This window comes from Pelovirga sp. (assembly GCF_059864205.1).
Window position 1 is genome coordinate 25,575 of the sequence record NZ_JCBCBS010000080.1, and the last position, 21,275, is coordinate 46,849.

20 protein-coding genes are annotated in these 21,275 nt (G+C 54.8%); 4 read left to right on the forward strand and 16 right to left on the reverse strand.

Features of this window, described 5'->3' with window-relative positions:
• Positions 1-82 precede the first annotated feature (82 nt).
• Together AC6F7T_RS05185 and AC6F7T_RS05190 are read left to right on the forward strand one after the other, a co-directional pair.
• Positions 83-595, forward strand: coding sequence for a ferritin-like domain-containing protein (locus tag AC6F7T_RS05185; RefSeq protein WP_500716935.1), 513 nt, complete (start codon positions 83-85; stop codon positions 593-595).
• A 39-nt stretch (positions 596-634) separates the two neighbouring features.
• Complete coding sequence (locus tag AC6F7T_RS05190; protein WP_500716936.1) at positions 635-1,138, forward strand: ferritin family protein; 504 nt, start codon at positions 635-637, stop codon at positions 1,136-1,138.
• Positions 1,139-1,233: 95 nt separating this feature from the next.
• Here AC6F7T_RS05190 and AC6F7T_RS05195 read toward each other — a convergent pair whose 3' ends face one another.
• From AC6F7T_RS05195 to rplU, 13 genes are all read right to left on the reverse strand, one after another.
• A complete protein-coding gene (locus tag AC6F7T_RS05195; RefSeq protein WP_500716937.1) occupies positions 1,234-2,658 on the reverse strand; it encodes an ATP-binding protein in 1,425 nt (474 codons plus the stop codon).
• Between the two features lie 111 nt (positions 2,659-2,769).
• Positions 2,770-3,489, reverse strand: coding sequence for a phosphoribosyltransferase family protein (locus tag AC6F7T_RS05200; RefSeq protein ID WP_500716938.1), 720 nt, complete (start codon positions 3,487-3,489; stop codon positions 2,770-2,772).
• A 216-nt stretch (positions 3,490-3,705) separates the two neighbouring features.
• The gene (gene gpmI / locus AC6F7T_RS05205) at positions 3,706-5,235 is read right to left on the reverse strand and encodes a 2,3-bisphosphoglycerate-independent phosphoglycerate mutase (protein ID WP_500716939.1); all 1,530 of its coding nucleotides are present in this window, start codon (positions 5,233-5,235) and stop codon (positions 3,706-3,708) included.
• On the reverse strand, positions 5,232-6,605 hold the full coding sequence (locus AC6F7T_RS05210) for a tetratricopeptide repeat protein (protein ID WP_500716940.1): 1,374 nt from the start codon (positions 6,603-6,605) through the stop codon (positions 5,232-5,234). The genes gpmI and AC6F7T_RS05210 overlap by 4 nt, the downstream gene beginning before the upstream one ends.
• Before the next feature lie 45 nt (positions 6,606-6,650).
• Positions 6,651-7,007: a TraR/DksA C4-type zinc finger protein gene (locus AC6F7T_RS05215; RefSeq protein WP_500716941.1), complete on the reverse strand. Its 357-nt coding sequence runs from the start codon at positions 7,005-7,007 to the stop codon at positions 6,651-6,653.
• A gap of 48 nt (positions 7,008-7,055) precedes the next feature.
• On the reverse strand, positions 7,056-7,526 hold the full coding sequence (locus AC6F7T_RS05220) for a 23S rRNA (pseudouridine(1915)-N(3))-methyltransferase RlmH (RefSeq protein ID WP_500716942.1): 471 nt from the start codon (positions 7,524-7,526) through the stop codon (positions 7,056-7,058).
• 2 nt (positions 7,527-7,528) lie between these two features.
• Positions 7,529-7,882, reverse strand: coding sequence for a ribosome silencing factor (rsfS, locus tag AC6F7T_RS05225; RefSeq protein ID WP_500716943.1), 354 nt, complete (start codon positions 7,880-7,882; stop codon positions 7,529-7,531).
• A gap of 20 nt (positions 7,883-7,902) precedes the next feature.
• Entirely contained in the window at positions 7,903-8,541 is a 639-nt protein-coding gene (gene nadD, locus AC6F7T_RS05230; protein WP_500716944.1) for a nicotinate-nucleotide adenylyltransferase, read from the reverse strand.
• A 2-nt stretch (positions 8,542-8,543) separates the two neighbouring features.
• Positions 8,544-9,800 (reverse strand): glutamate-5-semialdehyde dehydrogenase, encoded by a 1,257-nt coding sequence (locus tag AC6F7T_RS05235; RefSeq protein WP_500716954.1) that lies wholly within the window; start codon positions 9,798-9,800, stop codon positions 8,544-8,546.
• Positions 9,800-10,942, reverse strand: a complete 1,143-nt coding sequence (proB, locus tag AC6F7T_RS05240; protein WP_500716945.1) for a glutamate 5-kinase — start codon at positions 10,940-10,942, stop codon at positions 9,800-9,802. Before proB ends, AC6F7T_RS05235 begins: the two co-directional genes overlap by 1 nt.
• A gap of 202 nt (positions 10,943-11,144) precedes the next feature.
• Positions 11,145-12,176 (reverse strand): GTPase ObgE, encoded by a 1,032-nt coding sequence (gene obgE / locus AC6F7T_RS05245; RefSeq protein WP_500716946.1) that lies wholly within the window; start codon positions 12,174-12,176, stop codon positions 11,145-11,147.
• 97 nt (positions 12,177-12,273) lie between these two features.
• Positions 12,274-12,528: a 50S ribosomal protein L27 gene (gene rpmA, locus AC6F7T_RS05250; protein ID WP_483877149.1), complete on the reverse strand. Its 255-nt coding sequence runs from the start codon at positions 12,526-12,528 to the stop codon at positions 12,274-12,276.
• 14 nt (positions 12,529-12,542) lie between these two features.
• Entirely contained in the window at positions 12,543-12,851 is a 309-nt protein-coding gene (gene rplU / locus AC6F7T_RS05255; RefSeq protein WP_500716955.1) for a 50S ribosomal protein L21, read from the reverse strand.
• Positions 12,852-13,362: 511 nt separating this feature from the next.
• On the opposite strand from rplU, the gene AC6F7T_RS05260 reads away from it, so the two are divergent.
• Both AC6F7T_RS05260 and AC6F7T_RS05265 read left to right on the forward strand, forming a co-directional pair.
• Complete coding sequence (locus AC6F7T_RS05260; protein WP_500716947.1) at positions 13,363-15,102, forward strand: DASS family sodium-coupled anion symporter; 1,740 nt, start codon at positions 13,363-13,365, stop codon at positions 15,100-15,102.
• A gap of 138 nt (positions 15,103-15,240) precedes the next feature.
• On the forward strand, positions 15,241-16,581 hold the full coding sequence (locus AC6F7T_RS05265) for a M99 family carboxypeptidase catalytic domain-containing protein (RefSeq protein ID WP_500716948.1): 1,341 nt from the start codon (positions 15,241-15,243) through the stop codon (positions 16,579-16,581).
• Between the two features lie 91 nt (positions 16,582-16,672).
• On the opposite strand, the gene AC6F7T_RS05270 is transcribed toward AC6F7T_RS05265, so the two are convergent.
• The 3 genes from AC6F7T_RS05270 to AC6F7T_RS05280 form a co-directional block, all read right to left on the reverse strand.
• Positions 16,673-18,178, reverse strand: coding sequence for an Rne/Rng family ribonuclease (locus AC6F7T_RS05270; RefSeq protein WP_500716949.1), 1,506 nt, complete (start codon positions 18,176-18,178; stop codon positions 16,673-16,675).
• Between the two features lie 59 nt (positions 18,179-18,237).
• Positions 18,238-20,751 carry a TIGR03960 family B12-binding radical SAM protein gene (locus AC6F7T_RS05275; protein ID WP_500716950.1) on the reverse strand — a complete coding sequence of 838 codons (2,514 nt, stop codon included), beginning with the start codon at positions 20,749-20,751 and terminating at the stop codon, positions 18,238-18,240.
• A gap of 92 nt (positions 20,752-20,843) precedes the next feature.
• A partial coding sequence (locus tag AC6F7T_RS05280) for a DnaJ domain-containing protein (protein ID WP_500716951.1) occupies positions 20,844-21,275 on the reverse strand: 432 nt, incomplete at its 5' end.

A 21,275-nucleotide genomic window follows, 5' to 3' on the forward strand; every position in this document is an offset into this window, starting at 1 on the left:
GCCGCGCTGCGCCGTCTTGTCATAAACTAACTTTTTTAAGTTACTCTGAAGTTACATATGAATAAAACAAGGAGACCAATCGATGCTCAGTGACAACCTCGTTAGTGCCATCAACGACCAAATCCAGTTCGAACACTACTCTGCGTTCATCTACAAATCGATGCAGGCCTATTTTGAGACAGCGGATCTTCCCGGTATGGCCAACTGGATGAGTGTCCAGTTTCAGGAAGAGATGTCCCACGCCGAAAAAATGTTTCATTTTGTCTGTGACACGGGAAATCGGGTTGTTCTGCAGGGCATGGACACCCCCCATCGTGAATTCTCCTCACCATTGGAGGTTTTTGAGGTCGCGCTGGAACATGAGCAGATTGTCACCGCGCGCATCAACGCCCTGATGGATCTCGCTCAGCAGGAGAAAAATCATGCGGCGCAGATTTTTCTGCAGTGGTTTGTCACCGAACAGATTGAAGAAGAGGCAACCGCCAACCATATTATTGCCAAGCTCAAAAGAGTCGAAGGAGATGGCCGCGGGTTGATGATGATCGACCAGGAACTTGCCCAGCGTACCTTTGTTCCAATAGCAGCCGCAAACTAACTGGTTTATTTCAGTTAATTACTACAGGAGGAGACACCCATGCTTAACGAAGCCGAAGTCAAAAACGCCTTGGTCAGTTCGGTCAAGACAGAAAAAAACGCCATGAATTTCTACCAGATTGCCGCCAAGCAGATGAAGGACAAGAATGCCATTGCAACCTTCGAACTGCTGGCTAGAGAAGAGCGTGAGCACGCCAAGCACTTCTTTGACAAGTGCACCGACTGCAGCGACATGCTTCCCCCCTTCGATGAATTTATCGATGCCCCGCCGGAGAAAAACAGCGAATGGCTTTCCGATCTCGACAAGGCTCTGCTGCAGAAATTTGATGACCGCAAGGCCATGGAGCTGGCACTGGATAAGGAAAAACGGCTGGCTGAAAGCCTGCGCGCGATGGCCGCAAAAATTGAAGATGCATCTGTTCGTGCAATTTTCGAAGAAAATGCCAAGTCGACTGAAAACCACTACATCATCATCGAGTCTGAATATGCCCGTCTGATGGGGATGGTTCACGAAACCGACATCGACACCTTCGTACGCGAGTAGCACCAACTTAAGCCGCACTGCTTATTGCATAAAAAGACCGCTGTCTTATCAAGGTAGCGGTCTTTTTGTTGATCAGGGGTGACGGTCAGTTTTTTTTAATATTCCTGTTGCGGGTTCGGCAACTCCACCACAAAGGTAGCACCACCACCGGGAGTTTCCTCGATCCAGACACGACCCTGATAAACCCGGGCGATTTTAGCCACCGTCGCCAGACCGATACCGGTGCCACTGTATTTATCGGCGACTACGCCACGGACAAAAGGCTCAAAAACTGTCTCCCGTTCTGTCTCCGCTACCCCCACGCCATGGTCACGAACCAGCAGTTCGATCCGACTACCAACCACATGACCAAAGATTTCGATCCGCGCCTCCTGTTTGCCGACCCCATACTTAAGAGCATTGCTGAGCAGGTTACGATAGAGATCGGCAAGTAAAGACTCCGGGATCATCACATCCGGCAGTCGACCGATATCGATCTGCACCCCACGGCGCGCAATAGATTCGCTGAGTTCATTGACAATTTCGGCGACTACCCTGGATGTTGTCACCGGCTCGACCGGGATCGGCACCTGACCAACACGCGCCAGACACAGGAGATCCTCGAGCAGATCCCTCATCCGTTCTGCGGTCGAATGAATCTCGCTGATCGACTCCCGCCCAAGGTCATCCAGATTATAACTGTAATGTTCCTGCAGTAATTCAGCGTAACCAATCAGTGGCGTCAAGGGGGAACGTAAATCGTGGGAGACCATGGACACAAAAGCATCCAGCTCGCGATTTACCTGTTGCAAACGTTGCCTGATCGCCAGGCGCTCGGTAATATCGCGGCAGATGCCCAGCTTGCACTCGGGCTGCTGATAAAAATGGCAGGCGGAGTGAAGGACCTCGTAGATACGTCCGGTTCCGATCAGGTGAGTCTCCTGGCGACACAGTTCCCCAGCAAACACTTCATCCATGGGGCAGTCAGGGCAGACATCGTCACGACCGTACAACACTTCATAGCAGGGTCGATCGGTCATTTTACCGATCAACCTGTCCATCGCCCGATTAAAAAAGAGCAGCCGATAATAACGATCACAGATGTAAATCGGATCGGTTATGCTGTTGAGTACCGAGCGTAAGGAATCCCGCTCCAGTTCCACATCGCGCAAGCCGGTACGGTCAATAATGGCTTCGATACCGCCGACAACACGACCATCCGCAGCGCGCAACAGATCAGCATTTTTGCTCAGGCTCAAACGGTGACCACCCTTGTGGACAAAAGAACAGGATTTACCCATCAGCGGCTTGCTGGTTTCGTCATCAAACAAAGCACAGTCATGACAACAGTTATCTGCGTGCAACTCTAAACAGGAACGACCGATCACCTCGGCGGCGGTGTAACCGGTTATCCGCTCCGCCCCTTCACTCCAGTAGACAATGCGCTGATCCGGTGTGACGGCAAAAATACCGGCAGGAATAACCTGCAGGAGCTTTTCCAGAGGGTAATGTTCGATGAGGTAGTAGAGGTATGAGTTCATCAGGCATCCCGGCATTGATTTCTTGCGCTGCGTCGGATCTGTCAACTATAGCATCATCACAACCATCGGCAATAAGGTATTGTAGTAGCCTAAAGATGCCTGCCGGCGCCCTCATGACAAAGGAGCTCGGGCAACAACAGCAACTTCGACACGCTCAGCTCCAGCGGCGAGTAACACCTGGCTACACAGATCAAGGGTGACTCCGGTCGTCATGACATCGTCGATGAGAAGAATTTTTTTTCCTTCCACATCGCGATTCAGCGCAAACGCACCTTGCAGATTCTCGCGCCGCCGGCGTGCAGACAGGGTCTGCTGCGGCTCAGTAGCGCGACACTTGACCAGCACATCATGAGCCGCCGGCAAGCGCCGGCGGTGCCCGAGTTCGCGAGCAAGCAACCAGGCTTGATTATAGGTGCGCTCGCGCAATCGTGGAGGATACAAAGGGACGGGCACGAGCAGATCAACCTCGAGGAACGCCGGCAGACGAGCCTCAAGCAAGCGCGCAAGGGGACGATCAAGATTGGGGCGCTGATGAAACTTCAAGCACCTTATAGCGGTGCGCAGGGGCCCTTCATAAAGGGCGGCGGCGTAAGCCATAGCATAAGCGGGAGGCGCTTGAATACAGCGCCCACACAGGTGGGAAGTGTGTGCGGAGGAAGCAACAAAGGGAAGAGCACAACGCGAGCACTGTGCAGCCGGCAGCGGTGTCATGGTTGCCATACAGCGCGGGCAAAAAGGGTCTGCGGCCAGCACGAAAAAAGTGCCGCCACACAGCGGGCAGGCTGGTGGCAACATTCGACCCAACCAGGATACGACAACAGCAGTCTTCATCCCCCCTCCAGCTCCTGCAATGAACCACCCCGCCGCAAGCAGCGGGGGATCAGAATATAGAAGTCAGGAGTCAGGAGTCAGGAGGCAGAAGAAAGCGTATTGATTCAACAGGTTTCCTTCTGTATTCAATATTCTGTCTCCTGGATTCCCTGACATTCAACGCAGCACGCAGCGGGAAATTTACCACTGACGGATGACAATGGCTAACCGGATATCCTATGCATCGACCAGCAGAGACCGACCGGTCATCGCAGCTGGCTGTTGCAAACCCAACAGGTCGATCACCGTCGGTGCCAGATCGGCCAGAATCCCGTCAGCTAATGGTTGCCCGGCATGTTGCGGATCGACCAGAATCAGCGGAACCGCATTGCTGGTGTGGGCGGTATGGGACTGCCCGCGGCCATCAACCATTTGCTCACAATTACCATGGTCAGCAGTAATAAGCAGCGCCCCGCCGGCCGCGACAACAGCATCAACAACCTGCCCAAGGCAGGTATCGACCGTTTCAACCGCCTTCACCGCAGCGGCCAGCACCCCAGTATGACCGACCATGTCACAGTTGGCAAAATTCAGCACAATGAACTGATAGTCACCACTTGCTACGCGCTTTACCACCTCGTCGGTCACCTCAACCGCGCTCATCGCCGGCTTCTGGTCGTAGGTCGCCACCTCTTTGGGCGATGGTATCAGCACCCGCTCCTCACCGGGCCAGGCGCGCTCAACGCCACCATTAAAGAAAAAGGTAACATGGGCGTATTTTTCCGTTTCGGCTACGCGCAGCTGTCTCAGGCCAGCGTTGGCAATAACGTCGGCTAGAATATCGCGATAATTCTCGGTAGCAAAAGCAACGGGCAGATCGAAGGTTTCGTCATACTCGGTGAGGCAAACATATTTGGCGATCTGTGGTACCTTGCGGCGCACAAAGCCGTCAAAATCGGCAAGGGTCAGGGCACGGGTAATTTCCCGGGCGCGATCAGAACGAAAATTGAAGAAAATAACACCGTCCCCATCATCGATGGTGGTCGGGGTACCAATGATGCACGGCTCAACGAACTCGTCTGTCTGTCCGGCGGCATAGGCCTGCTCCATGGCTGCAACAGCACTGGCAGCCGGGGTGCCGATCCCTTCAACCAGCGCCCGATAGGCGCGTTCAACCCGCTCCCAGCGATTGTCACGATCCATGGCCCAGTAACGCCCGGTCACCGTAACAATTTTGCCGACCCCCAACTGTCCAAGGCGTTGTTCGAGGTCGGCAAGAAAACCCCGGCCGCTGGTCGGCGGCGTATCACGTCCGTCCATGAAGGCGTGGATACAGATCTGCTCGACACCCATCTGTTGAGCCATGCTGACCAACGCATCAATATGGCTGATGTGGGAATGAACCCCGCCATCCGATACCAGTCCAAGCAAGTGGAGTTTCTTACCGGCCGCCGCCAATTGCGTGCAGATAGCGGACAAGGCCGGATTACTAAAAAAACTGCCGTCCTCGATGGCCAGGCTGATGCGGGTCAGATCCTGATAGACAATACGACCGGCCCCGATATTCAGGTGGCCGACCTCGGAGTTACCCATCTGCCCGTCCGGCAACCCGACATCCCGCCCGGAAGCACTCAGGCTGGCATGGGGCCACCGCGCAAGCAGGCCATCCATCACCGGCGTCTGCGCCTGACGTACCGCATTGCCGACAAAGCTGTCGTTTAAGCCCCAGCCATCCAGAATAACCAAGGCAACCAGTGGCGCGCTCACACTGCCTCCCGAGCCCCGTGGGGAATCATTTTGGGGTAATCGGCGAGGCGCGCCTCTTGAATCTGCTTGCGTTCAGGAAGAATCAGGGTATCCCAGCTTTTACACTGTGGACAGCGGCTATGCCATTCGCCAAAATTAGCGCCGCAGGCATCACAGACAAAACCCAACAGCAAATGGCTGTCAATGCCGAGAGCTTTCTGATATTCCGATATCGCCTCATCGGTGCGATTGCGCCGCCGCTGAGCTTCGGCGAGAAGCAGATGAAGTTTGGTGAAATCGATGCCGGTGGCTTCCACGTCGGTCAGATGTTGCATCGCCTCATCGACCATCTCCAGGCGCAGACACAGACGCCCGAGATACAGTTTGAGCAACAGATCCTGCGGGTCCCGCTCCATCTGATTCCGGTAAAAAGCCAGCAGCGCGGCGGGGTCTTCAGCATTAATATAGAGATCTTCGAGTCGCGCCAGAAAGACACTTTTCTGCAGGGCGCGATACCCTTCCTGATAAACCTTGACGGCATCAGCAACCCGATCGGCCTGACGGTAAGCATCACCAAGAGTCACCCGCGGTGGGGTGCAACCGGCATCCTGCTTGATAATATCACGACAGGCATCAATGGCCTGGTCAAGGTCCCCCTGTTCCAACGCCTGATGAGCGACTTCATAACGCAACTGCAGCATGGTCTGTTTTTCCAGTTCAACCTTGGGGCCGGCCGATGTTGCTTTGAGAATGCGCTTTTGCAGCCCCACAGCATCATCCCACTGACCGAGTCTGCTCATGATGTCGCGCAAGGCGCGCATAGCTTTGCGGTTATCAGCGTCGCTGGCGAGCACCTCCTTGTAGATCGCCATGGCTTCAGGGTACTGCTCCTGCTCTTCGTAGGTGGTCGCCAGTTTAAACAGCACCTCAACCCCCTTCGGATCAAGTTTACGCGCTTTTTGTAACAGGTCGATTCCTTCCTGGATATTACCCTCCTGCAGGGCAACACTGGCCAGGGCCAGATGGCTGTCGACCCGTCGCGGATCACGATCCAGCGCCTTTTTCAACAGGGTCCGAGCCTTCTTCAGGTCACCTGAAAGCAGTCGGCCCACGCCGCTGCGATAGATGGTACTGATCTCTTCACCTTTACGCAGATCACGCCCTTTCTTCCACCCCTTGAATGAAAGAAGAAAAGCGCTGGCAATATGGACCAGATTACCGATCAGCAAACCGATCAGCAGAACCGCCATCAGCATAATGGCGCCCGGCACGGTATAGCTGGTGTCACTGGTCAGATAAACGGTGATATCACCTGGATTGATCCCCCAGAAGTAGAGAAAACCCAAGGCAAATACAATAAACAGCAGCACAAAAAAAGCGACTAGAATCATGACCATCTCCTGGCTGTACCAGCTACCATCGGCAACAGAGTCAAATTATTCACCAAACTTTTCAAATTCTTCTTTGCAGTCAATACAGTAACGGGAAAAAGGGCGAACCTCAAGTCGTCGGGGGGCAATTTCTTCTTCACAGGCAATGCAAATGCCATAGGCACCCTGCTCAATCCGCGCCAGAGCGGCATCAATATCGCGGATGCGCCCAAGTTGCGTCTGACTGAGACTCATCAGCACATCCTGAGAATAACTGTTTGCCGACATATCGCCGAGATCAGCGACGCCATCATTGCCCAACGCCAGTGATTCGGCATGGGCTTTGCGTGAACTTTCGATGATTTCTTTGCGCAGACGCAGTAAATCCTGTTTTATCTTTTCCAGATCCTCTTTGCTATGCACGCTATTCCTCTATACTACCCTTGATAACCGGTATCAAACCGATTGCGCTCAGGGGTTATGATAAGGCTCATGTCGAATGATGGTAACGCTACGATACAGTTGTTCCAACAAAAAAAGGCGTGCCATCTGATGGGTGAAGGTCATTTTCGACAGGGACAAACACAGATCGGCACGTTTGCGCACCGCTGGGTCTACCCCGTATGCCCCGCCGACAATCAAACACCAGTCACGGCCACTGTGGAGCATCTCCTCTTCGAGCAACGCCGCCAACCCCTGAGAGTCGAACTGACGCCCACGCTCATCCAATACCAGGATCCGCTCTGCATCCCCGACCCGGGACAATATCCGTTCCCCTTCGCGCTTGAGCAGCACCGCCGGTGAATCTTTGCGCCCGCCTTTTTCTTCCTTGAGTTCAACACATTCAAAACCGACATAATGTTGCAGACGTTCGCTGTAATCGGCGACAGCTATGCGTTGCCAATCGTTGAGCTTGCCAATACAGATCAGGCGCAGTTTCACCGCTAGGCTTTCACCTCAAGAGCCACTTCCGGAGCCTCGCTCCACAACCCTTCAAGGTCATAAAACTCGCGAACAGGTTGCTGAAATACGTGAATTGTCACATCGCCATAATCAAGCAGAACCCAGCGCCCCTTGTCCATCCCTTCAATCGACAGGGGATAAAGCTGGTGCCGGTGTTTGAATTCGGTATGAATATTCTCAGCGATGGCCAGCACCTGGCGATCTGAGCGACCGGAAACCAGCAACAGATAATCAGTCAGGGTAGAGCGACCACGCAGGTCAAACAGAATCAGATTGTCCCCTTTTTTGTCGCGGGCGTAGTCGACAGCAGCAAATGCTATTTCTCTGGCTTGCAAATTCGTTCCCTTTTTATCGTCTAAACATAGAGTTGGTGAAAAGCTATATAAGAGCTCACGGCCGGCGGCACGACCCCATCAATGGAGCGCTGCTGCGCAACCCACTGACGGATCCGGGTAGAAGATATATCATAACTGGTGTGATCGACCAGAATGAGAGAAAAACCCCTGTCAAACCGCAGATTTTTGGATTGCGAATCATAGCAGAAGCGATCGGCGATAGCAACCGGCAGCAACTCTTGCAGTGTACCGGCAAAGCCCGGGCGGGCAGTCACGACAATATGTGCCAGTTCGAATAATTCCTGGTAGCGGTGCCACAGGCTGATTTCACGAAACGAATCGAGTCCCATGATAAAGAAAAATTCGTGGCGCGGATACTTACGGCGCAGCTGAATAAGAGTTTCAACCGAAAAGCTGATCCCACCGCGTTGCCCTTCCAGATCGCAAGCAACAAAATCAGGGCGATCGGCCAGGGCCGCCTCAACCATTGCCAGCCGCTGGGCAAAGGAAACATCTGCCGCAACCTCCTTGTGGGGTGGCTGCCAGCTCGGGAGGAACCAGACCTGATCGAGCTGACAACTCTTGCGCACCTCTTCGGCGATGTGCAGGTGACCGTTATGGATAGGGTTAAAAGTGCCCCCGAGCAGACCGATACGCATTGTTATGGGCGCACCTGCCCTTGACCCAACACCACGAATTTACGCGTGGTCAAATCTTCAAGTCCCATTGGCCCGAAGGAATGCAACTTGGTGGTGGAAATACCGATCTCCGCCCCCAGTCCCAATTGATTACCATCGGAAAAACGCGAGGAGGCATTAACCATCACCACACTGGAATTTATTTCACGCAAAAACTGCCGGGAACGCTGATAATTGGTAGTGATGATCACTTCGGTATGCAGTGAGCCATAGGTTTCGATATGTTCACGCGCCTGGTCAAAGTCGTCCACCACCCGCAACGCCAGAATCAGATCAAGATACTCTGCATACCAGTCTTCCTGCGTCGCTGCAACCAGATCACCAACCAGTTGTCGTGCCTTGTCACAACCGCGCACCTCGACCCCGGCCTGGCGCATGGCCGCAACAATCTGCGGAACGAAAACCGCCGCACTGTCTCGATGCACCAACAGCGTCTCCATGGCGTTACAGACCCCTGGCCGCTGAACCTTGGCGTTGAGGCAAATTTCTTCGGCCATGGCCAGATCCGCTTCGCTATCGACATAGGTGTGACAAACCCCTTTGTAGTGCTTGATCACCGGAATCCGTGAATGTTCAGCAACAAAGCGGATTAACCCTTCACCACCGCGGGGAATGATCAGATCGATCTGCTCTTCGAGTTTGAGCAGCTCGGTGACGGCGTTGCGGTCACTGGTCGTCACCACCTGTAAAGCGGCCTCGGGCAGACCCAGCTCAGCAAGACATCGCTGCAGCAGCGCACCGATCGCCTGATTGGAAGCCAACGCTTCAGAACCGCCGCGCAAAATGACGGCATTGCCGCTCTTCAGGCACAATCCGGCGGCATCTGCGGTGACGTTGGGGCGCGATTCGTAGATGATACCGATGACCCCCAGCGGAATCCGCTGGCGACCGACCTGAATACCGTTGGGACGCAGCCACATGCCGGTAATTTCACCGACCGGATCAGGCAGGGCGGCAACTTCACGCAGACCATCGGCCATGGCGACAATACGTTCGCTGGTCAGGGTCAAACGATCAACCATAGCCACAGCCATGCCTGACTGTCTGGCGCGCTCAAGGTCCTTGTTATTTTCCTGCTGCAGCCACTGTTGATGGGTTTCCAGGGTCGTCGCCATGGCGATCAGCAACTGATTTTTTGTCGTTGTCGACAGGGTCGCCATGCGCCGCGCAGCCTGCCGTGCCGCCACCGCCAGAGTATACATCTGCTCAGCTATCGTCATCATCTGACCTCCTCTTCCTTATCAACAGTCAACACCAGATCGTCGCGGCAGATCACCTCATCACGATATTTGTAGCCGAGAACCTGCTCGATTTGCGCACACTGTTTCCCCATAATCCGCAAGATTTCCGCCAACGAATAACTGGTGATGCCGCGGGCAAATTCCTGCCCCTCATGGTCACACAGACGCACTGCATCGCCGCGTTCAAAACCGCCATCGACACCAATAATTCCCGAGGGCAACAAACTCTTGCCGGCACAGAGTACGGCCCTCTTACCACCTTCATCGATGAGCAGCTTGCCGCGTGGCTTTTTGGAAAAGGCGATCCAGTGCTTTTTCGCCGTCAACTTGCACTGGGCCGGCAGCACATAGGTGCCGACCTCTTCACAGGCAAAAACCCGAGTAATAATATGGGGGGTGCGGCCATTGACGATCAGGGTACCAATACCACTTAAAGCTGCGCGCTTGGCCGCCTTGAGCTTACTCCCCATACCGCCGGTACCAAGAACGCCGTGAGAACCGCCACCCATCGCTTCGATCTCCGGGGTAACCCGCTCGACCAGGGGAATCAGCCGCGCCAGAGGATCCGTCGACGGATCACGATCATAAAAACCATCAACGTCGGAAAGGATTACCAGCAGATCGGCCTCGACCAGACTGGCAACCAGAGCCGAAAGATTGTCGTTATCACCAAAGCGGATCTCCTCCACCACCACCGTATCATTTTCATTGACGATTGGCGTGACATCGTATTCCAGCAGGGTCATGACGGTGTTGCGGGCATTTAAATAACGACGGCGATTTGACAGATCATCGCGGGTGAGCAGGACCTGGGCGACATTGAAATCGTAGGACTGAAAGGTTTCGCGGTATTCGCGCATGATCCGGGTTTGACCAATAGCTGCGGCCGCCTGTTTCTGCGGAATCGTCTGCGGTCGCCCGACAATACCAAGCTGACCCTTGCCGGCCGCTACCGCACCGGAAGAGACAACCACGACATCAAGACCGCGCTTGAGCAATTGGCAGATATCCGCGGAAATGGCCGCCACCCGATCATTTTCAAGCCCGGCAGTATTTGAAATAACACCACTGCCAATCTTGATGACAACCCGCTTGACATGAGCAAACAAAGCATTTCGCATAAAGTGTAATTCTATATCATGTTCAACAGAGTTTTTTGAAAAGAATGACCCCGCCGCAAGCAGTGGAGGAGCAGAATATAGAATATAGAATACAGAATATAGAATTTGGAAGAAAGCTCGTTGACTCAACAGGTTTTCTCCTGTCTCCTGTCTTCTATCTTCTGTCTCCTGGATTCCTCGATTCCTGGATGATTAAACAGAACTACTCGTCTTCTCCAGCCGTTTCACCACGACGACGGCGCTCCAGTTCGCGACCAAGAGCATGAACCAGCTCCTTGAGCCCTTCACCGGTAACAGCCGAAATCGCCAACACCGGATACCCCAGCGCCGCAAAATGTTGCCGGTATTCGTCAACCCGCTCACGCACTTCCGGCACATCGATTTTGGTCAACACCACGAGCTGTGGCTTCAGTGCCAGAGATTCATCATGCTGACGCAGTTCGTTGTTGATCATCTGAAAATTATCAAAAGCGTCGCCACTCTGCATACAGGACAGATCAACCAGATGCAGGAACAGGTCGGTACGCTCAACGTGACGCAAAAAACGGGTACCCAGTCCCTGCCCCTGGCTGGCACCGGCGATCAACCCGGGGATATCGGCAACCACCAGGGTTTTATAGTTGCCATAACGCACCACCCCCAGATTGGGAATCAGGGTGGTGAATGGATAGTCGGCAATCTTGGGACGAGCGGCAGAAATGGCCGCGATCAGCGTCGATTTGCCGGCATTGGGAAGACCAACCAGGCCGACATCAGCCAGGAGCTTTAATTCCAGGCGCAGGGTTTTTTCCTCCCCGGCAATCCCCGGCTGGGCATGCCGCGGGGCGCGATTGGTACTGGTAGCAAAACGGGCATTGCCACGCCCTCCCTGCCCACCCTTAAGCAGCAACAGTTCGGTGTTTTCGCTGGTCAGATCGGCCAGCACCTCACCGCTCTGATCATCATAGATCAGGGTTCCCGGTGGCACCCGCAACTCCAGCCGCTCACCACTCTTGCCGTGCATATTTTTGCCCGCTCCCGGCGCACCGTTTTGCGCCCGGTAATGGCGCATATAGCGGTAATCAAGCAGGGTTGACAGGTTGCCATCAACGACAAAAACCACGTCCCCGCCCTTGCCACCATCACCGCCATCAGGCCCCCCCCTGGGGATAAATTTCTCGCGCCGAAACGACACACAGCCGCGACCGCCATCACCGGCCTTGACGTCGATTTTTACCTGATCAACAAACTTCATACCTTATTTATCCGCTCAGTACTTCGCCCAAACTGAAGAACCCGGTAACTGGCTGGCAGTACCGGGCTCTTCAGAACCAGACATCACAAAAACAGGATCAGGCCGCGTAGACGCTGATCTGCTTCCGTCCTTTGGCTTTTGTTTCAAATGTCACTACCCCGTCAACCAGCGCAAACAGGGTATAGTCTTTGCCGCAACCAACATTGTTGCCGGCATGGAATGTGGTGCCACGCTGACGCACCAGGATCGAGCCGGCGCTTACCTGCTGACCACCAAAGCGTTTGACACCAAGTCGTTTACCGGCACTGTCCCGACCGTTTCTGGAACTACCGGCAGCTTTCTTATGAGCCATACGTAAATGCCTCCTTAAGCTTCAATCGCCGCGACTTTAAGCCGGGTAATGGGTTGACGGTGGCCGTATTTCTTACGATTACCTCCACGTCGCTTGGATTTAAAAACAAGAATCTTCTTGTCTTTTTCCTGGGCAACGATCCGTGCCATAACTTTGGCACCTGGTACGAGAGGTGTTCCGAGTTTAACCTCTGCGCCACCGACCATGAGGACTTGATCGAGTTCGATGGTATCACCCACCGCGCCATCGATCATTTCGACCTTGAACAGGTCGCCTGCGGAAACTTTGTACTGTTTTCCTCCGGTCTTGATCACCGCATACATTGTTGACATTCTCCTCTTGAAGGTTCTTTCGTACTGCAGACGCAGGGATTGCGCCGCAACGCGAAACTATAACCGCACCCCCGAACAGTGTCAAGGAATTTGCGGCCAAAAAATAGCGGGCAGACGGTCTGCCCTCGACATGAGCGGCTGACCGTTTGTTCCTGTTTCCAACCAACCCAAACAAACCCTGTCCAAACCCTTTATCAACTGTCGTTCTGAATCTCCGTCTGCGCGCCCGACACAACCGACAATGGCCAAAATTAGCCACATATAGCATTAAAGAGCCGCTCTTGCCTTCTTTCCGCACCAGGCTAACAGCGTTATCAGGGTACGCCAGACAATCCCTGAAGAATTATTTTACTGTTTGAGAAACAGCAGGTTAGGTCTCATTATTAACCAACCTGCTGTTCTATCAGCAGCTTTGGCGCTGCTTTTGCTGAGGCTGGTTGGCCGTAAAAAACCTTCTGTGCGCCGATACCGCGCCCTTCACCTGCCACAAGGAGTTGAAACAATGATTGCTGCTGTCTGGGATCGCCTCTGGCGAATGCATGATGAAACCAAATCCCTGTTTGTTTTTCGCCCCAAAGCCATGGTCGCACGACTGACGAAAGAACACCTCCTGTTCAGCAAGGGGAAAAAGGAAAAGGAAGTTGATCTTGCCGATGAAATGGAAGATGCCCCATCCGAACACAATATCAAGTGTACCCCGGAGGGCTGTAACGAAGACGAACCCCGTGGCTACAGTCGCCGCCAACTCATCGGCTTGTGGCTTGGTCCAGCTCTTTTCATCCTCATGCTGCTCGTCCCGACACCCGCCGGGATGGAGCCGGCAGCCCAGAAAATGGCGGCAATCGCTCTGCTCATGGCGACCTGGTGGATGTGCGAATCGATCCCGATTCCGGCCACCAGCCTGCTGCCGATTGTTCTGTTTCCCTGGCTTGGACTCATGTCCACCGGCAAAGCAGCAGCCCCATACGCCAACCATCTGATCTTCCTGTTTATGGGCGGCTTTATCATTGCCCTGGCGATGCAACGTTGGAATCTGCATCGTCGTATTGCCATGAACATCGTCAAGGTCGTCGGCTTTTCGCCGGCGCGCCTGATCTTCGGTTTCATGGTCGCCACCGCCGCCCTTTCAGCCTTTGTTTCCAACACCGCCACCACGGTCATGATGATGCCTATCGGCCTGGCGATCATCGCCCACATCATTGAAGAAGGCAAAAAGGAAGGGCTGGATAAAATCATCGACTTTTCTCAAGGCAATTTCAACTTTGGCCTTAACCTGATGCTCGGTATCGCCTATGCCGCTTCCATCGGCGGTGTCGCCACCCTGATCGGTACCCCGCCCAATACGGTTCTGGCCGGCTACCTGAACAAAACCTACGGTTATGAAATCACCTTCGCCAAATGGATGATGTTCGGAGTACCGCTGGTCCTGGTTCTGCTCCCCTTGTGCTGGCTGTGGCTGATCAAGGTGGCCAACCCGATGAAACTGAAAAAAGTGCCCGGCGGGCGCGACATGATCAATGAGGAATTGCGCAAGATGGGACGCATGAGCGCTGGTGAACGCTGGACCGGACAGGTCTTCTTTCTCACCGCCATGGCGTGGATTTTCCGCAAGCAGCTCAGCTTTCTGTTTCCCGATCCATCGCTGATCACTGATGCGACCATCGCCATGGCCGGTGCCCTGCTGCTGTTTCTGATCCCCATCAGTCTGAAAAAAAATATCTTTGTCATGGATTGGCACTGGGCGAGTAAAATGCCCTGGGGCGTGCTGTTGCTGTTTGGTGGTGGCCTCGCCCTGGCTCAGGGATTCAGCGACACCAAACTGGCCCACTGGATCGGTCAGCAGGTCGGCCTGCTGGAAAATGCCCCGGTGCTGGTGCTGGTCATCGCTGTAGCAGCCCTGATCATCTTTCTTACAGAACTTACCTCCAACACTGCCACTGCCGCCATGGTCATGCCGATCCTTTCCGCCATCGCCATCGGCCTGGGGCAAAACCCCATGCTGCTGCTGATTCCGGCGGCCATCGCTGCCAGCTGCGCCTTCATGCTGCCGGTAGCAACACCGCCTAATGCCATTGTTTTTGGTACCGGCTATGTCACCATCCCGCAGATGGTCAAGAGCGGCATCGGACTGAACATCATCAGTATTGTTCTGGCGGTAGGCATCACCTATCTGCTCGGCATGCCGATTTTCGATATTGCCGTCGACACCCTTCCGGCCTGGGCAATGCCGGTAACTCCTTGACGTAGCAGTGCGATAAACAACCCGGAGAGGTCGCCAGGCTGGTCGGCCTCTCCGGGTGAGTAAATTAGTCTTTACAGATGCCTCACCCCTTCTCTAGGATAGGCCTTCGTTGCCCGATTGCTGGCGAAGGAATCGTCCATGCACCAACCAATCTCGATAGTAGCCGTCAATATACGTCACCTGCTGTTCGCCATCATGCTCTTTTTGGGCTGCACGACAACGGCAGCGGCAGACTTTTCCTTTGTCCGCAACACGGGGGTCGCTCCCGGCCCGACCCTGCTCATCACCGCCGGCATCGATGGCGATGAGCCTGGCGGCATCCATGCCGCCGCCACCTTGATCACCCGCTACCAGATCAGATCGGGACAACTATGGATCGCACCGGATCTCCATCCCCAGGCCATCCTGCAGCGTAAACGGGGGGAAATGAATCTGAAGTTTGCGCTGATTGAGGACAGCGATCCCCTCTATAGCAGCGTTGCCAGAATCAAACAGCTGGTCCTCGACCAGCAGGTCGATCTGCTGGTCAACCTGCACGACGGCAGTGGTTTTTACTCCCCCGAACGGATCAGTCGGCAACGCAACCCCGGCAGCTGGGGGCAATCTGTAGTCATCGATCAGCAGACTCTGCCCGGCAACCGCTTCGGCAACCTGCAGGACCTTGCCACCGCCATCGTTAGCGGAATAACACCTCACCTGCTGCGCCCCAATGAACATTTTCAGATCAAAAACATGCGCACCGCCAGCCTCGATCCGCAGGCCCCGACCCACAAGTCGTTAAGCTGGTTTGCCCTGCGCCACGGCAAGCCGGCCCTGACGATCGAAGCAAGCAAAACTCATCCGGTCCATATCCGCGTTTATTATCACCTGCTGGCCCTTGAAGCTCTGCTCAACGAGGTTAGCATCAGCTTCACCCGTGATTTTGAGCTCACCCCACAGGGCGTTGCCCGGGTTATCCGTGAAGATGCACAAATGACCCTGGCGCAGGGGCGCATCCACCTTGATTTGAACCGCATGCAGCGCAACCTCTACAACTTTCCCCTCCCCGCTGAGCCGCAATTCAGCACCAGCGTCACCAATCCACTGATCTCGCTGCAGCCGGAAGAAAACGGCTACCGCATCCACTACGGCAACAACCGCCTGGCCCTGCTCCACCCCCGCCAGGTAGAAATTGCCGCTGACCTAAAAGCCATTCCGATGATCATCGACGGCATCCGTCAGCAGGTGACCCCGGGTGCTATCCTGGCGGTTGATTCCCACGTCCAGATCGAGCCCCTCCCCGATTACCAGTTCACCCTCGCCGGGCACAACGGCAAGTGGCCTGATCAGGCGACCCGCATCGAGGGGGACCGGGTAGCAGTTGATCGCAGTGGTAGATTGTTGCGGCTTGAAATTTATCGTGACGACATGTTCAGTGGCATGATCCTGCTCGACTTCAGAAACGCAGGTGAAAAGACAATTGAAGAGGAAGAAAGCTGAGTCGATCAGCCCTTCATTCACACCGGCGTTGGCTACCACAGGGGCTTGCGGCGCTCATCAGGTTCTTTTTAGTAAAGCGGCAATCCAGGCATCATGCCAGCTGAATTTCGTACTGTTCAATGTGAAACTCCGGATGGGGATTGATCCGTACTGAACGATTGAAGCGTTTCTCCAGCGCATCAAGGCCGCTACGTTCCTCATCCACCAGCAGGCCGGCAATACGCGGATGAGCGAGCAGGGTCACCGATCCGGCGGGCAGATCGGCCAGTTCACGATGCAGTTCACGCAGAATCTCGTAAATGATGGTCAGCTTCCCCCTGACATAGCCTTTGCCTTCGCAGTAGGGACAGGGCTCACAGAGGGTGCGGCCGATACTTTCACGCACCCGCTTGCGGGTCATCTCGACCAGCCCCAGTTCTGAAATCTTAAGGATGTTGGTTTTGTTTTTATCCCCTTTGAGCGCCTCTTCCAGCGCCGCATGGACCTTTTCACGGTGCGCCTCTTTTTCCATATCGATAAAATCGATAATGATCAGGCCACCAATATTGCGCAGGCGCAGCTGAAAAGCGATCTCCTTGAGGGCCTCAAGATTGGTTTTAAGGATCGTGTCTTCAAGATTGTGCTTGCCGACATAACGCCCGGTATTGACGTCGATGGCGGTTAACGCCTCGGTCTGCTCAATGATAATGGAGCCACCACTTTTCAGCCAGACCTTACGCCCGAGGGCGCGGGAAATTTCAACCTCAAGCCCATAGGCATCAAAAATCGGCTCCTCCGCTTCGTAATAGTCGACGCGATAGTTGATGCGCGGCATAAAGGTGCGAAGAAAGCGGTTGATCTTGTTGTATTCATCAAGGTTGTCAACGACAATGCGCTGCACCTCTTCGGTAAGAATATCGCGCAGCACCTTGCTGGTGACATCCAGATCTGAGTGAATCAGCTCCGGCGCGCTGACAGCGTCGACACCGCGACTGATGTTTTTCCACAGGCCGACGAGAAACTCCATATCCTGACGCAGGTCATCACTACTTTTTCCTTCCGACACCGTCCGCACAATAAAGCCGGTTCCCGGTTCGCGCATCTCTTCGACAATCTTGCGCAGGCGTTCCCGTTCCGTTTCACATTCGATGCGCCGCGAAATACCGATATGATCCACCGTCGGCATATACACCAGATGTCGCCCCGGCAGGGAAACATGGGAGGTGATCCGTGCCCCCTTGGTACCGATCGGCTCTTTAGACACCTGCACCAGCAGCTCCTGCCCCTCTTTCAGCAGGTCCTCAATAGGAGGGAGCGGCGACGATATCTCGCCGTCATTCTGTCCGGTCAGCACCTCATCCCCATCGATGTGGCGTTCAACCTGCTCAATTTCTTCAAACACGTCGGCTACATACAAAAACGCCGCCTTCTCCAGCCCGATATCGACAAAGGCCGCCTGCATTCCCGGCAGCACCCGGACCACCCGCCCCTTGTAGATATTTCCCACAATCCCCCGTTCGCGCTCGCGCTCAATGTAGAGTTCGGCGATATGCCCCCCCTCCAGCAAGGCGACACGGGTTTCGTGGGAGGTGGTATTGATTACCAGCTCCTTGGTCATTTTCTCTCCTGACTTGTCAGTATTCTATATTCCGAATTCCATATTCTGTATGCTGATTTTTAATCTCTCAACTTATTCCCCGTCTTCACCACTCCCAGGCGGCGTACCTGTTCCACTTCCAGATCGAGCAACCAGGCCGCTACCAATAAAGGCCCGCCCTTGGTCAGCTCAAGCTCAAGCCCCTCTTGGGTCAGGGACAGGGCAACCAGCGCATCCCGCACATCCACCTGCAAGGGCTCCCCTTTTTTGATGCGCGTCACCAGTTGTTGTGACGCTCCCAGCAGGGCCCTGATACGCAGCTCAAGATCCTCCGGCGGCTGCTCCGGCAACGGCACCCGATAACAGCTGGAAACTACCGCTGCCGAAGGAGACGGCGATTTCCAGGGAATAATTTCACCGGAAATTATTTTGAACCCTTCAGGAAGCTGAACATTGATATCGCTAATAACCTGGTCAATTGGGATAGGATAGAGCAATTCCAGATCAATCAGTTCAGCTTGACTGGCAACGCCAAGGGGCAGCGCCTCCAGATAAGAGACCTTCGGGGTCGGGTGAAATCCTTGCGTAAAACGTAAAGGCAAGCGTGCCCGGCGCAGCGCCCGCTGAAACATTTTCAGGTATTCCAGGTGCCCGACCATGCGCGCCCGCCCGAGCTTACTCAAGGTCAGACGGACCCGGGTAAAAAGCTCCGGCGCAGCGTCCGCAACAGCAGCGTCCGCGCTGCGACCTGACGGCTCAACCACAGATCCCTGCGCAAAACGCATGCGCAGTTGCTCAAAATCGCAGACACCACAATTGTGACAGGTCCCCTCGCGACAATCGCTGGTTGCCGTCAACTCCAGCGCTTTGTGGCGCTCAGCAATAAAAAATTCCTTGGGCAGGCCGCAGTCAATATGCTCCCAGGGCAGAACTTCGTCCTCAACACGCTGACGCAGATACCACTCCGGTTCCAGCTTGCAGGCGGCAAAGGCCTGCTGCCAGCGGCCAAATTCAAAATGTTCACGCCAACCGTCAAAACGGCAGCCCAGATCCGTCGCGGCCTCAATCACCCGACCCAAACGACGATCGCCACGGGCAAACACCCCCTCAAGAAAAGACAGCTCAGCTTCATGGTACTTCAGGCGCAGCTTTTTCTGCCGCAACCCGTCGCGCAGTAACCGTTGCCGACGACGAATTTCATCGATACCGATCTGTGCCTCCCACTGAAACGGCGTATGGGGTTTGGGAACAAAGGTCGACACCGCCACATTGACATCATTGCCGCCGGTGCCCTTGCCGCTGCGTTTCACCGCCGCAGCCAATGCGATGATCGCTTCGAGATCCGCATCGGTTTCCGTCGGTAACCCCTGCATAAAATAAAGCTTGATCAGCCGCCAGCCGGCCTGATAGGCCTGGCCTGTCGCGGTGAGCAGGTCCTCTTCACGAATGCCCTTATTGATCAACCGGCGCAAACGTTCGCTGCCGGCTTCCGGTGCCAGGGTAAAGCCGGTTTTGCGTACCCTCTTGATCTCCTCCATCAGCTCCGGCGTCAGGGTGCCGACGCGCAAGCTGGGCAAGGATACCGCCACCTGGTCACCGGCATGTTCGCGCATCAAACCCTGCAGCAACGGCTCGATACAGCTGTAATCGCCGGTTGACAGCGACAGCAGGGAAATCTCCTCAAAACCGGAACGCTCCAGCGATTCATTAATCAGCCGGCGGATGGTTTCCGGCTCGCGTTCGCGCACCGGCCGGTAAATATAACCGGCCTGACAGAAACGACAACCACGGGTACAGCCACGGGCAATCTCGACCGCAACGCGGTTGTGCACGGTCTGCAAAAAGGGGACGATCGGATTGGTCGGGAACGGAGCACGGTCGAGGTCAGCCAGAAAACGCCGGCGCACTTGTGCCGGAAACTCATCTGTGACCGGAGATATTGTGGCGACCCGTCCATCGTCAAGATATTCAACCTGATAGAAGGCCGGCACATAAAAGCCCTCGTGGCGCGCCAATTCACTGAGCAGGCGTGTTTTCGTCCAGCCAAAGCGCCGGCGTTGACGCACCAGCTCCACCAGCTCCACCACTGCTTCCTCACCGTCACCAATCAGGGCAACATCAAAGAAATCAGCCAACGGTTCGGGATTAAACGCACAGGGGCCGCCAACCACTACCAGGGGAGCCTCCTCGCTACGCTGTTGCCGGCGCCGTGCCACGCCGGCGAGATCAAGCATGGTCAGCAGATTGGTATAGCTGAGCTCGTACTGCAGGGTAAAGCCGATGATGTCAAACTGCCCGAGAGGCCGTTGCGATTCCAATGAGCACAGGGGCTGCTTGTGTTCACGCAACCAGGCTTCCATATCCGTCCAGGGGGAAAACACCCGCTCGGCAGCGACCCCCTCAAGCTGATTGAGAATACTGTAGAGAATCGGAAACCCGATATGGCTCATGCCGACATCGTAGACATCGGGAAATGCCAACGCCATGCGCACATCGACCTGCTCGTCAGGCTTGCACAGACTCCCCAGCTCACCGCCGAGGTAGCGAGAGGGTCGACTGACCTCGGTTAACGCCGCTGTTTGATCACTCTTCACATCATCCACCTAAAGAAAAATTAACATCTGACAAAGCTGATTAAAATACCACACAACAGCTTCTTTACCACAGACTTTTTGCGCCCTGATGCTTATTTCCCGTGCCATAAATTTTCGCCGTAAAACTGTTCACGCAGCCGCTCTTCCGGATAACGGTCGTAAAACGCCTGACGCGAAAAATCGAACTGATACTGACCGATGTAGTCATTGAGAATCCCGTAGGCGGCGTTGATCCGCATGATCCGCTCAGGGTCTTCCCCCTGACCGCAGTCCGGATGATAGCGGCGCACCAGTTGACGATGACGCTCGCGAATCTGGCGCAGACTGGCGCGCTGCGGCAGATTGAATTCCTCCAGCGCCGCCAGCAGCTCAGCATAACTGATCCCTTTTTCCACCATCTCACCTCCCGGCCGAGGCACTATCCAACGCTCAAATAAAATCTGGTTATCTATTTGACTCCAGTACAGCAGAAAACAGGATATGGATTCTGCGACATCCCTTCGCTGCACACAGAATGACGGCAG

Coding starts and splice junctions, on each gene's coding strand:
- AC6F7T_RS05185 (WP_500716935.1), top strand. CDS start 83: ATGCTCAGTGACAACCTCGTTAGTGCCATCAACGACCAAATCCAGTTC.
- AC6F7T_RS05190 (WP_500716936.1), top strand. CDS start 635: ATGCTTAACGAAGCCGAAGTCAAAAACGCCTTGGTCAGTTCGGTCAAG.
- AC6F7T_RS05195 (WP_500716937.1), bottom strand. CDS start 2,658: ATGAACTCATACCTCTACTACCTCATCGAACATTACCCTCTGGAAAAG.
- AC6F7T_RS05200 (WP_500716938.1), bottom strand. CDS start 3,489: ATGAAGACTGCTGTTGTCGTATCCTGGTTGGGTCGAATGTTGCCACCA.
- AC6F7T_RS05210 (WP_500716940.1), bottom strand. CDS start 6,605: ATGATTCTAGTCGCTTTTTTTGTGCTGCTGTTTATTGTATTTGCCTTG.
- nadD (WP_500716944.1), bottom strand. CDS start 8,541: ATGCGTATCGGTCTGCTCGGGGGCACTTTTAACCCTATCCATAACGGT.
- AC6F7T_RS05235 (WP_500716954.1), bottom strand. CDS start 9,800: ATGACGATAGCTGAGCAGATGTATACTCTGGCGGTGGCGGCACGGCAG.
- proB (WP_500716945.1), bottom strand. CDS start 10,942: ATGCGAAATGCTTTGTTTGCTCATGTCAAGCGGGTTGTCATCAAGATT.
- obgE (WP_500716946.1), bottom strand. CDS start 12,176: ATGAAGTTTGTTGATCAGGTAAAAATCGACGTCAAGGCCGGTGATGGC.
- rpmA (WP_483877149.1), bottom strand. CDS start 12,528: ATGGCTCATAAGAAAGCTGCCGGTAGTTCCAGAAACGGTCGGGACAGT.
- rplU (WP_500716955.1), bottom strand. CDS start 12,851: ATGTATGCGGTGATCAAGACCGGAGGAAAACAGTACAAAGTTTCCGCA.
- AC6F7T_RS05260 (WP_500716947.1), top strand. CDS start 13,363: ATGATTGCTGCTGTCTGGGATCGCCTCTGGCGAATGCATGATGAAACC.
- AC6F7T_RS05265 (WP_500716948.1), top strand. CDS start 15,241: ATGCACCAACCAATCTCGATAGTAGCCGTCAATATACGTCACCTGCTG.
- AC6F7T_RS05270 (WP_500716949.1), bottom strand. CDS start 18,178: ATGACCAAGGAGCTGGTAATCAATACCACCTCCCACGAAACCCGTGTC.